The sequence below is a fragment of the Marisediminitalea lipolytica genome (assembly GCF_001758465.1).
Classification (GTDB): domain Bacteria; phylum Pseudomonadota; class Gammaproteobacteria; order Enterobacterales; family Alteromonadaceae; genus Alteromonas; species Alteromonas lipolytica.
Window position 1 is genome coordinate 759,215 of the sequence record NZ_MJIC01000015.1, and the last position, 11,290, is coordinate 770,504.

The 11,290-nt window shown below is 46.6% G+C and carries 10 protein-coding genes; 4 read left to right on the forward strand and 6 right to left on the reverse strand.

The window, feature by feature from the left end; genetic code table 11:
• Positions 1-77: 77 nt before the first annotated feature.
• Positions 78-422 carry a DUF3630 family protein gene (locus BFC17_RS17855; RefSeq protein ID WP_070177831.1) on the reverse strand — a complete coding sequence of 115 codons (345 nt, stop codon included), beginning with the start codon at positions 420-422 and terminating at the stop codon, positions 78-80.
• Positions 410-1,822, reverse strand: a complete 1,413-nt coding sequence (locus tag BFC17_RS17860) for a protein adenylyltransferase SelO (RefSeq protein ID WP_070177832.1) — start codon at positions 1,820-1,822, stop codon at positions 410-412. The genes BFC17_RS17855 and BFC17_RS17860 overlap by 13 nt, the downstream gene beginning before the upstream one ends.
• A gap of 191 nt (positions 1,823-2,013) precedes the next feature.
• Between BFC17_RS17860 and BFC17_RS17865 the strand changes: the two genes are divergently transcribed.
• Together BFC17_RS17865 and BFC17_RS17870 are read left to right on the forward strand one after the other, a co-directional pair.
• Positions 2,014-2,400, forward strand: coding sequence for a MerC domain-containing protein (locus BFC17_RS17865; protein ID WP_070177833.1), 387 nt, complete (start codon positions 2,014-2,016; stop codon positions 2,398-2,400).
• Between the two features lie 118 nt (positions 2,401-2,518).
• Positions 2,519-3,196: a glutathione S-transferase gene (locus tag BFC17_RS17870; RefSeq protein ID WP_070177834.1), complete on the forward strand. Its 678-nt coding sequence runs from the start codon at positions 2,519-2,521 to the stop codon at positions 3,194-3,196.
• Positions 3,197-3,202: 6 nt separating this feature from the next.
• On the opposite strand, the gene recQ is transcribed toward BFC17_RS17870, so the two are convergent.
• Complete coding sequence (recQ, locus tag BFC17_RS17875) at positions 3,203-5,083, reverse strand: DNA helicase RecQ (RefSeq protein ID WP_083271808.1); 1,881 nt, start codon at positions 5,081-5,083, stop codon at positions 3,203-3,205.
• A gap of 34 nt (positions 5,084-5,117) precedes the next feature.
• A complete protein-coding gene (locus BFC17_RS22955; RefSeq protein ID WP_268235971.1) occupies positions 5,118-5,243 on the reverse strand; it encodes a hypothetical protein in 126 nt (41 codons plus the stop codon).
• Between BFC17_RS22955 and BFC17_RS17880 the strand changes: the two genes are divergently transcribed.
• Both BFC17_RS17880 and rarD read left to right on the forward strand, forming a co-directional pair.
• Positions 5,242-6,579, forward strand: coding sequence for a magnesium transporter (locus tag BFC17_RS17880; protein WP_070177835.1), 1,338 nt, complete (start codon positions 5,242-5,244; stop codon positions 6,577-6,579). The genes BFC17_RS22955 and BFC17_RS17880 overlap by 2 nt on opposite strands.
• A gap of 15 nt (positions 6,580-6,594) precedes the next feature.
• The gene (rarD, locus tag BFC17_RS17885) at positions 6,595-7,509 is read left to right on the forward strand and encodes an EamA family transporter RarD (protein WP_083271809.1); all 915 of its coding nucleotides are present in this window, start codon (positions 6,595-6,597) and stop codon (positions 7,507-7,509) included.
• 90 nt (positions 7,510-7,599) lie between these two features.
• Here the strand turns inward: rarD and BFC17_RS17890 are convergent, their stop codons facing one another.
• Together BFC17_RS17890 and BFC17_RS17895 are read right to left on the reverse strand one after the other, a co-directional pair.
• Positions 7,600-8,535 carry a hypothetical protein gene (locus BFC17_RS17890; protein ID WP_139142119.1) on the reverse strand — a complete coding sequence of 312 codons (936 nt, stop codon included), beginning with the start codon at positions 8,533-8,535 and terminating at the stop codon, positions 7,600-7,602.
• A gap of 246 nt (positions 8,536-8,781) precedes the next feature.
• Positions 8,782-11,013 (reverse strand): autotransporter outer membrane beta-barrel domain-containing protein, encoded by a 2,232-nt coding sequence (locus BFC17_RS17895; RefSeq protein ID WP_070177838.1) that lies wholly within the window; start codon positions 11,011-11,013, stop codon positions 8,782-8,784.
• Positions 11,014-11,290: the final 277 nt, after the last annotated feature.

An 11,290-nucleotide genomic window follows, 5' to 3' on the forward strand; every position in this document is an offset into this window, starting at 1 on the left:
TAAGGCCGTCAGGGGCGGCGATTATACCGCCTAAAAGGGTTACTAGTCTAATGCTGGGGTATAACTAAATTTGCATACTAAAGATCCGCTTCCTCTAGCACCTGTAACAGGCGCTGGTGCACATTTTGTATCATCTGCGATTTGCTTAGTAGGGCTGATGATGCACCAACAGGTTCCAGCCACACGGCTTCGCATAGCCATTCCACATTTAATACTACTTCAAAATCGTCGGCACTGAGTCGCACCTGCAGTCGGTCAGCGCCCCAGTCACTCTCGCCCTGACGGGCGTTCAGCACTTTGGCGATATTATGACAAAGGCCAACCGCTTGTTGCTGGGTGGCCGGCATAGTGCCTGTCCAGCGAATGACGTTGGGTTCACAAACCCAATTTCTGGCAATGGTGGTTAAGGTTAACTGCTGCATGACAAACTCACTGCGGATGCGCTGGTACCGGGTTGTTGATAATTACGGGTGGCCTCGTTAAGGGTAAATGGCTGGCGTATTGCTTCCATCAACTGATGAGCCGGGCCAAAATCACCCTGCTCAGCCGCTTCGATAGCTTCTTGCAGGTAATGGGTTCGAGGGATCACTAACGGGTTTAAGGTTAGCAGGTCGTCACCTTCAGTATCCGCTGATAAACGGCGTTCGCGGTAATCCTGCCACCAGGAGTCAAAGGATGCGCGGTCGATAAAATGATCGCGTAGTGGTGACTGCGGCAAATTCACATCGGCTTCGGCCAGTTGCCTGAAGCTTTGTGTGTAATCGCGCTTTTCGGCGTTTAGCAGGCTTAACCAGGTATTTAAACAGCCCTCATTTTCGGTGCTGTCGGTTAAACCAATGCGACTTAGCATCTGGTGTCGGTACTGGCTTAAAAACGTAGGTTCAAACAGCATCAGACAAGCGCGAATATCGTCGGTGCTCAGGTAGTCCGAAAACGCGTAAGCCAGAGCATTCAGATTCCACAGCGCTACGCCGGGCTGGCGGTCGAAGGCATAGCGGCCCTCGTAATCAGAATGATTAAACACCGCATTTTGTTTGAATTGCTCGATAAAGGCGTAGGGACCATAGTCAAAGGTGATGCCATGAATCGACATATTGTCGGTATTCATTACACCATGAACAAATCCATAGGCCTGCCAGAGTGCCACCATACGCGCGGTACGTAAGGTAATTGCCGTAAGCAGTGCTTTGTGTGGCGCAGGCTCGTCGAGACACTCAGGGAAATGATGCGCTAAGGTGTAGTTCATCAGTTTATCGAGGGTGTCTTTTTGCTTGTTATGGTAATAGAACTCAAAATGGCCGAAACGCAGGTGACTGGGAGCCATACGGATCATCATAGCGCCCGGCTCCGGCAACTCGCGTAAAATCGATTCGTCACTGGCCATCAGACACAACGCCCGTGACGTTGGAATGCGTAAATGATGCAGTGCTTCAGAGCCAATGTATTCTCGCAGCGTGGAGCGCAGCACGGCGCGTCCGTCGGCGTGGCGTGAATAAGGCGTCTGGCCCGCGCCTTTCAGGTGCAGGTCAAGGCGGCTGCCGTTGGAGTCGCTTACTTCGCCTAACAATAATCCCCGGCCATCGCCTAAATACGGATTCCACTGACCAAACTGATGGCCGCCGTATTTTTGTGCCACAGAACGTACTGCCAGATCACCTTGTTGGTCAAAAATCGCTGCCATTAACGCGTCGGCGTCGGGGAGATTAAACTGACCTGCCAGCTCTGCGTTATACATCGGCATTGTCATGCCACTTAATGGCCGCGGTTTAACCGGGCTGACAGTATCGGCCAGTTCGGTGGCGTAGCTATGGCTTAGTTGCATTGGACTCTCACAATTAACGCGATGAACAAAGTGTAACATCAGGTACGGTGGTAAGCGCAAAAGCGATGAATCACTTCTGGCTGACAGAGTAAAATAAATCGGTTGGCTTACAATTGCTTTTTATTTGCCCGACCCTATATATGTTTTGTTATAATATAACAGTTCTTGCTTTGTTGTCTTCCGGAGTTTTTATGAACCGTTCGCAAGTATTGGGTGATAAGTTTGCCATTGCCTTATCTGTGCTGTGTCTTTTGCACTGCCTTATTACCCCGTTGGTTATTATCATGCCAGCCATTGGCGGCGTGATTGCGCTTGATCATGGCCAGTTTCACGAATTTATGCTGTTTTTTGTGGTACCTGTCGGGCTTGTTGCATTAGGGCTGGGTTATCGCCATCACCGGAGCCTGGTGGTGCTTGCGGGGGGGCTTACGGGTCTTTCGCTGCTGGCCCTGGCGGTATTGCTGGGGCATGATAGCCTTGGCGGTAACGGCGAGTTGATATTGTCGGTGAGTGGCTCACTGATGATTGTTTTGGCGCATATTCAAAACTTCCGGCACAGTCGCCGATTAACGGTTTAGTGCAAATTCGCCACAAGTTTCTGAAAAATATAATCCAACTTACTCAATTTACGTATTGATGTCAGACTATCACTTTTTCTGGCTGCTGATATCCAGGCAGCCCTGACAGGGAATATTTATGGCATCAGGCAACGGTTTAATACTACATCATCTCAATAATTCTCGCTCGCAACGCATTTTGTGGTTGCTGGAAGAGTTACAGGTGGAGTATGAGATTAAGCATTATCAAAGGGATGCCACTACTAATCTGGCTCCGGACTCGCTAAAGGCGATTCATCCGTTGGGGCGGGCTCCGGTTATTACCCATAACGGCGAGGCGCTGGCCGAATCTGGTGCCATTATCGAGTACCTCATCGACACCTTTGGCACTCAGTTTAAACCGGCAGGCGACATTGCGGCGCTTAATCAGTACCGGTATTGGATGCATTTTGCTGAAGGCAGCTTAATGCCGCCGCTGGTGGCACGCCTCGTACTGAGTAAGGCCAAGGAAAAAGCCAGCCCGTTTTTTATGAAGCCGGTGGTAGCTAAAATTGTGGATGCCATTACCGCTGCCTATTACGGACCTAATCTTAAAGCCAGCCTGAACTATGTTAACGATTACCTTAGCGAACATGAATGGTTTGCCGGAGATACATTAACAGGCGCCGATTTTCAGATGAGCTTTCCGCTGGAGGCCATGCAGGGGCGGGTTGGCAAAGGGCAGTACGCGGCTATCGATGCCTATGTACAAAAAATCCATGCCCGGAAGGCCTATCAACGGGGGCTGGAAAAGGGCGGGGAATACGCCTACGCCTGATAAAACTCAGTCGTCGTCTTTTTCGAGATAATCATTAATTAGTTGCAGAAACGGGGCACCGTAGCGTTCCAGCTTAGTTAATCCTACGCCACTGACTGCCAGCAGTCCCTGAGTATTAGTGGGTTTGCTGGCGGCCATCTCGGCCAGTGTCGCATCGTTAAAGATAACAAAAGGCGGCACATCGTTTTCCTGGGCCAGCACTTTACGTAAATGCTTGAGACGGGCAAACAGCGCTTTGTCGTAATTTTTAAGGGCGGTTTTGGCCGGTTTTTCGGCTTTAATTTCCAGCCTTGGGGTTGCCAGTTCGACCGCAATTTCGCCTTTTAACACCGGTCGGGCGGCCTCGGTAAGGCGCAGTACCGCATGGCTGGCGATATCCACCCGAATGTAGCCGCGGTGGATAAGCTGATTAATAATGTTATGCCAGTACTGGTCGCTGTGATCCTTGCCGATGCCCCAGGTTGAGAGCTTGTCGTGCCCTGCTTCCTGCAGCCGTTTTAAGTTCTTGCCGCGTAACACATCAATGACGTACTGGGTAGCGACCTGCTGTTGCAGTCGTAAAATACAGCTCAGCACTTTTTGCGCGATTTCCAGGCCATCAAAGGGGCGGGGCGGATCAAGGCAGATATCGCAGTTGCCGCAGGCAGTATCACTGAATTGCGAAAAATAATTCAGCAGAACCTGGCGTCGACAGGTCTGGGCTTCGGCAAAGGCTTCCATCGCGGCAAATTTTTGCAGTTCGATAGCGTTGCGCTCGGCCATGGCGCCCTGATCTATCCATTGCTTTACCCGGGCACTGTCTTTTTCGTCAAACAGTAACAATGCCTCGGCAGGCAGACCGTCCCGACCGGCGCGACCTGTTTCCTGATAGTAGCTTTCAATACTGCGCGGTACGTCATGGTGAACAACAAAGCGAACGTTGGATTTATTAATCCCCATACCAAAAGCGACCGTGGCTACCACGACATCGATTTTATCAGTAATAAACTGGCGCTGGACATAAGCACGCTCATCCGCATCCATGCCAGCATGGTAGGCGGCGCTCTTAAACCCCTGGCGGTGCAGCTTGGCACTAAGCTCATCCACTTTCGCCCGTGAGTTGCAGTAAATTATGCCGCTGCCGTCCTGTTGACGAATATAGGTGACGATTTGCTCAAAGGCCTTGTATTTGGCCATTACCCGGTAACGGATGTTGGGCCGGTCGAAGGAGCCTTTGTACACCAGCGGGTTATCCAGACTAAGCTGAAGCTGGATGTCTTGCTCGGTGGTGGTATCTGCAGTGGCAGTCAGACCAATAACCGGGATATCAGGAAAGCGCTGCTTTAACTGACCCAGTTCCCGGTAATCCTGGCGGAAATCATGCCCCCAGTGCGATACGCAGTGCGCTTCGTCTACCGCAAACAGGGCTATTTTGGTTTGCGCCAGCATGTTTAAAAAGTAGCGCTGCAGCAGGCGCTCCGGCGACACATAAATAATGTCATAATGGCCTTGCTGTAGCCGCTGCACTGTGGCCTGATAGTCGTCCTGATCCAGTGACGAATTCAGATAGGCGGCTTTTACTCCTGCTTCACGGAGCTGCTCAACCTGATCCTGCATTAAGGAAATCAGTGGTGATACCACAATGCCGGTGCCCTCGCGAACCATAGCCGGAATTTGATAGCACAGTGATTTGCCGCCACCGGTTGGTAACAATACCAGTACGTCCTTGCCTTCAATGGCGTGGTTAATTACTTCGGCCTGGCCTGAACGAAATTCCCGGTAACCAAACACATCTTCTAAAATCTGCTGGGCGTTACGCCGGGGTTGTGGACAGGCACCATTAACCGCGATAGCGGCCTGGCTATCGGCTGTGTTGGTGGCTAAAGGGGTATCTGGTGTTGCAGTCATGAGGTGCAGAGTTTACGCGTTTTTTGCTATGGGTTCACGGGTTTTGCCTGACTTTTTCTGTCTGCTGCCATAACTCATTGATGTAGTGCGACAGAGCCATTCCTGCCGGGTCGGCATCAATGCTATGATGACGCAAATTTTGTTTTTGGGTGAATATCATGGCCGAACCCTTACCTGATCTCATAGAAGAAATTGTTGCTGACAACGGCAGCGATGATATTCAGGCGGTAGCCGAGCAGCTGTTACCAGCGGAAGACGTGGAAATTGCCACACTGCTTGAATCGTTGCCGGTTGAAGAGCGGATGTCGCTGTGGCAAGTGTTACCTGATGTACGCAAACTCGACGTGCTGGTTGAGATGCGGAGCGATCCTCGTGAAGTGTTGATTTCAGCCACGCCTGACGACAAATGGAGCGCAATATTACTGGGTATCGATGCGGAAGACCTGCTGGAACTGATGGACTCTTTACCCAGCAAGTTGTTGGATTTAGCCATTCAGGCGTTGGACGAACAGCAAGAGGCGTACTTCCGCGACGCAACCCAGTTTCCTGATGAACAGGTGGGCCACTGGATTTCCCACGAAATGCTGGTGTTACCGCTGAATGCTAAGGTGCGGGATGGCTTGCGTCTGATTCGCCGTAATGTGCCGGATCACTGCGACAGTATCTTTTTAGTAAACCGTTCAGGGCATTTTTCGGCAGCGGTAAAGTTAACATCAGTGTTTGGTGCTCCCGAGCATTTACCGCTGGTTGAGTTAACCGAGGAATCCATGCCGGTGATAAAAGGCACCGATGATTCAACCACCGCCTCGCTGCTGGTGCAGCGCAGTGGCTACGCCGCACTGCCGGTTATCGATGACAACAACAAATTGTTAGGGCGTCACGACATATTAAGTGCCAGTGAGCTGGTTAACGAAAACTACGAACGGCAGGTAATGGCAACGGCCGGTATGGATGAAGACGAGGATTTATTCGCGCCGGTAGCAAAAAGTGCTCGTAACCGCGCGCTATGGCTGGGTATTAACCTGCTTACCGCGTTTATGGCGTCCTGGTTTATTGGGTTATTTGAAGCGACCTTGCAACAGGTAGTGGCGTTAGCGGTATTAATGCCAGTAGTAGCCAGCATGGGCGGGATTGCCGGAAGCCAAACCCTGACTCTGATTGTGCGCGGTCTGGCGCTGGGCCAGATCACCAGCGCTAACCTAAAGGCATTAATGACTAAAGAGCTCAAAGTGGGCGGTGTAAATGGCGTTATCTGGGCGCTGGTGATTGGGATTGTGGCCTTTATGTGGTTCAGCGATCCGCTGTTGGGTGTGGTGATTTGTCTGGCGATATTCCTGAATATTCTTGCAGCCGCACTGGCTGGCGTGGTACTGCCAGTGATCCTGGAAAAACTTAAAATTGACCCGGCTCTTTCAGGCTCGGTGATCCTGACAACGGTGACCGATATTGTCGGGTTTGTGGCGTTTTTGGGCCTGGGCAGTTTGTTTCTGCTGTAAGAATAAGAGGTTAGCTTGGATACCGAACAACAACGAAAGGCCACCGCCGGGATACTTTACGCGGTAGCAGCGTACACCATGTGGGGTATTGCTCCACTGTACTTTAAGCAGATTGCTGCGGTGCCAGCTCCCGACATCTTAATGCACCGGATTGTCTGGTCGTCTGCGTTGCTGGCTATCCTGATACTGGCTTTGGGCCAGTTTGACAAGGTGCGGGCGATTTTTCGTTCCCGCAAAGTGATGGGCTTGCTGGTAGTAGCCAGTGTATTGTTGGCGGGCAACTGGTTGTTGTTTATCTGGGCTATTAACGCCAACCTGATGCTGGAAGCCAGCCTGGGTTATTACATTAATCCCTTGCTAAACGTATTTCTGGCGCGCTTGTTTTTAAATGAGCGTCTGCGCGGCATGCAAAAAGTGGCGGTCATTCTGGCGGTAATTGGTGTGGCAAACATTATTATTGCCCATGGAACGCTGCCCTGGGTGGCATTGCTACTGGCCGGAAGCTTTGCAATTTATGGCTTGTTGCGTAAACAAATACCGGTAGAACCCTTACCGGGTTTGTTTATGGAAACCTTGTTGTTGCTGCCCTTTGCCGGTTTGTACTGGGTGTGGTTTGCCTCAGATGCGGCGAATATGCTGACCAACAGCTGGTCTTTAAATGCCTGGCTGATGGCAGCTGGTATAGTAACAACCCTGCCACTTCTGGCATTCAATGCGGCCGCCAAACGCATTATGTATACCACTCTGGGCCTGATTCAGTATATCGGCCCTACGCTAATGTTTGTGTTTGCGGTAGGGATGTACAACGAACCACTGGAGCCTGCACGTCTGGTGACATTCGGCTTTGTGTGGTGTGGTTTGCTGCTGTTTAGTCTGGACTCGTTAAAAGTATACCGTCAGCAGCGCCAGGCGCAGTTGTTAGAGAGTTAAATATACTCGGCCAGTTTGCTCCGCAAATAGCCCCCGCGACTTCCCAAGCGTTGAAAAGTTAGCACTGGAAGACGGGCCATTATTAGGGCGTTAATTTTTTAAATACTTATCCAGCGATTTTTGTAGCTGACCATTAAACTTATCGTACTTCTGACAGCCAGCGCCGCCCAAACGCCATACTGAGACGCCACGGTTTATGGGGTCGAGAAGGTCAGTTTTTGTTACCGTCATGCACGAGTCTTCTACCATAATTGTTGTTTCGTTTGGTCCAAACTCTGATAGTACGATAATACCAGAGCCTGGCGGGGCGAAGTCTGCACTCTGCACTTCTAATCGCGCATCTTTACTTTGCTTTTTCGATTTATCGATGAGCTGTTCTGGCTGGCGGTACGCATGTGCAGACCGCTGTGATAATTCATTAAGCTTTTTTGAATTTAGCTCTGTGATGAAGTGTGTTGTGTTGCTCAAGATCGTGGATATTTCGTTCAAATCAGCCTTGGCATTGTTTTGCTGCGACCTTTGTTCCATTTGTGCGTTTTGCCTGGGTTGCTCGTCAACTCTTTCAATCGCCCTTGTTTCTGGTAATGGCTGGTTCTGGACAGTCATAGTCTGTTCTATCACGTAAGGTTCTTCGACCGGCTGGTTTTGGACAGTCATAGTCTGTTCTATTGCGTAAGGTTCTTCGACTTGAGGGTGTGAATTAGCGTGCTCAGGTTTTACTAAGTCGTGCTCTTTAACTTTTGTTTTGAGTAGCGCCTGGTTTTGGACAGTCATAGTTTGTTCTATTGCGTAAGGTTTTTCGACTTGAGGGGGTGAATTAGCGTGCTCAGGTTTTATTAATTCAGGTTCTTTAACCGTCGGCTCGAGCGCCGCTGGCTTGGTATACAAGTAACTCTGTATACCCGCTCGCTTGTTAACTTGCTTTGGGTGCGGTGAGTCGATGGCAATAATTAAAATAATCATTGCCATATGAATGAATAAAGAGAGGACAAAAGGTTTTATTTTGTTGAGTTGCATCCTTTGCAAGCATAAAAATATCCATAACTTGTCAGTTAAGAACACAGAAAATACAGCAAGTTCAGCTATGGCTTTCAGGCATTTCCAGTGCTTGTATCGTCAGCAACTCCGGGCGCAGCTGTTTGAAAGTTAGGCACATTCGGCCAGTTAGCCTCATAAATGAAAGGCTAATCTGACCAAATAGAGCCCCCAAATTAACAACCTACTCTACAAGGTAAGTTATCTAATGAACAGGTCTACTTCTATTAGCATTACTTAAATCAAAAAAGTGTGAGAATTACTTTTTCTATAAGTCTTACTAAATATCATAGCTAGAATCAAAAGAAGCATCGTCAATGCAAGTCTTGGCTCAGGGACATTAGTATTAGGTGGGACAATTAAAACACCGTCACTTAGTATTTCAAGGTAAAGCATCCCACTGTCAAAATATGTTTGAAAATCGAACGTATAGTCACTCGATATGTTCCAAATGATGGATGAGAAATCTCCGAATACTTCACCATTGATTCTTAGTAACTCAAAAATATCACCCTCCATCAACATAAAGCTGTCTAACAGGCTAATGTTAAATAAAACTTCGCTTCCTAAAAATAAATTTCCGCTTATGATTAATTGATCAAAGAAGCCCTCTTCTAAGGCAGAAATTTCTATGTTTAATTCGGTATTATCACCAAATGTTAGATTTCCAAGTATCTGAAGGGTTCCTGGTGAATTGCCGGGAGAAACAGAACCTCCGAAAATATTTACATTTGAATCAATAACCCCTGAACCTGATAACAATCCACCATAAATATTTATTTCTTCAGATTCAATAATACCATTTACTCTTAGTTCACCGCCATTCTGACTTACTAAAGTGCCAGATAATGATGCTCCAAGATCTATCTTTATTAGTCCTGTAGAAGTAATATTAGAAGCTTTACTGTATGAAAATAAAGTTGCCCCTTCTTCGACTAAAATACTCCCAGAATTCTGAATGCCACCATTAGAAGAAATAAAACCACCTTTCTCTATTCTAATTGTTCCATCATTCTCCAAGTTCCATGATAGATGAAGCATCGCATTTTCGGCTACTATTAATGAAGCATCTTTATCATTAATGACATTCCCTTGAGAATTAAATGGACCAATGTTAAAACTAGATGTATTGACTATTTTCAATGAACTGCCTGCTACATTTCTCCATGTTGCAGATTCACTTCTCGCGCGCAATTTTTGATTGAATACTACATCTGCAGCATTGTATATATTTCCTTCTATATCTCCTGTATTCTCGAAATCTGTTGAAAAACTTCCATATAAAGTTAAATTGTAACTAGCTGGATTTTTTAAACTTCTTAAGTCGAGAGTTCCCTCATTCAAGCTTATTGATGCATTTCCGGTTAGGGTTGCACCTCCCCCCAAAATTATTGTGCCACTGTCACCGTCGAGTATTTCAGAATCCCCATTTCCTTCAAATCCACCTGTAATAGATAATGAACCCTTTTCACGGACTAATAAATCACCAGAATTATTTAAATTTCTAGTAAAGTAAAGACTACTATCCTTTGCTACCTCTATTTTACCGTTATTTTCAATATCCCACGAAATAACTGAATTGTATTCTCCCTTTTTTTTCAGTGTCCCGCCTTCTTCAATAGTAATAAGCGAATCACTTAAGGTATTTATTAGCTGGAAATTAGCGAAATCATTAATTGAAAGTTCACCTCCGTCACCAACATGTATAGTATTAGTTCCCAGGCCACTATAATCATCTAGAATTTTATCGTTAATTTGCAAATTTCCATTAACTACGATATTCGCATCTCCTGCCCTTGTGTAAATTTGCCCATTGAGAATCAATGATGCGCCGCTATCAACTACCAACTCACCATATGAACCTTCAAAATAACCGATGTTTATATCACCATTCAATGTTGATAGGCTCGATTCATCTCCAGCAACGACATGGAGAGCACCAGTGGCATCCTTGTTAACTCCAATTGTACCGCGCGAATTAAGAGTCGAGTTTTTTAAGATTATTTTAGAATTGTATAGGTCTTCATCTCCCGTAAAAGGGTCTGGCTTAGGTAGATAAGGGTTAACTCTACTGCCAGGTGTAACACCAATTTGGAAACTCTGAATAGTATAATTAGAATCTTCGATACTAAATTCGTTGCCGTATCCAGCATACATTATTAATGTGCTTTTAGTCTCAAGATTTTCATTTAAGTATGCCGGGCTACCAGACCCTTCATACCCTACAAAACTTCCATTTACGTAAGATGGAACTGGACCAAACACAATAGGTAACTGTGGTTGTTCTTTGGGGCCTCCGATTAGCAACGGGTCAGTGTACCAATTGTATGGGTTAGTAAAACTTCCACTACCTGACCATATAAATGCTTCAACATTTATGCTTCCTTCACTGGAACTTGCAGTATTAAAAATGAGGATATTTAATAGAAGAGTGATAATATAAAATTTTTTTTTACATTTGGTTGTCATTTTTAGTCCTTCAACAAAGTGGTATTACTTTAATCTATTTTATGCGTAGTAAATTCGTTGTGTTAAAGAACTTCTTTTCTTTACTTCTGAAATAATTAACCAACTTGACTCTATTAGCTTAGCAATCTTTTGGCCAACTGTATTTAATTCTTTAATTTCAAAATATTAAATGGATACTATTATTGTTAAATAAAATAAAGTGTAAAGAAATCAGACATGATCTATACATTTGCTTAAATTGAAGGATGCTTCAAGTCAATACGCATTCATGGCAAAA

Excerpts from the sequence above, each read along its gene's own strand:
- BFC17_RS17855 (WP_070177831.1), bottom strand. The coding sequence starts at position 422 with ATGCAGCAGTTAACCTTAACCACCATTGCCAGAAATTGGGTTTGTGAA.
- BFC17_RS17860 (WP_070177832.1), bottom strand. The coding sequence starts at position 1,822 with ATGCAACTAAGCCATAGCTACGCCACCGAACTGGCCGATACTGTCAGC.
- BFC17_RS17865 (WP_070177833.1), top strand. The coding sequence starts at position 2,014 with ATGAACCGTTCGCAAGTATTGGGTGATAAGTTTGCCATTGCCTTATCT.
- BFC17_RS17870 (WP_070177834.1), top strand. The coding sequence starts at position 2,519 with ATGGCATCAGGCAACGGTTTAATACTACATCATCTCAATAATTCTCGC.
- recQ (WP_083271808.1), bottom strand. The coding sequence starts at position 5,083 with ATGACTGCAACACCAGATACCCCTTTAGCCACCAACACAGCCGATAGC.
- BFC17_RS17880 (WP_070177835.1), top strand. The coding sequence starts at position 5,242 with ATGGCCGAACCCTTACCTGATCTCATAGAAGAAATTGTTGCTGACAAC.
- BFC17_RS22955 (WP_268235971.1), bottom strand. The coding sequence starts at position 5,243 with ATGATATTCACCCAAAAACAAAATTTGCGTCATCATAGCATTGATGCC.
- BFC17_RS17895 (WP_070177838.1), bottom strand. The coding sequence starts at position 11,013 with ATGACAACCAAATGTAAAAAAAAATTTTATATTATCACTCTTCTATTA.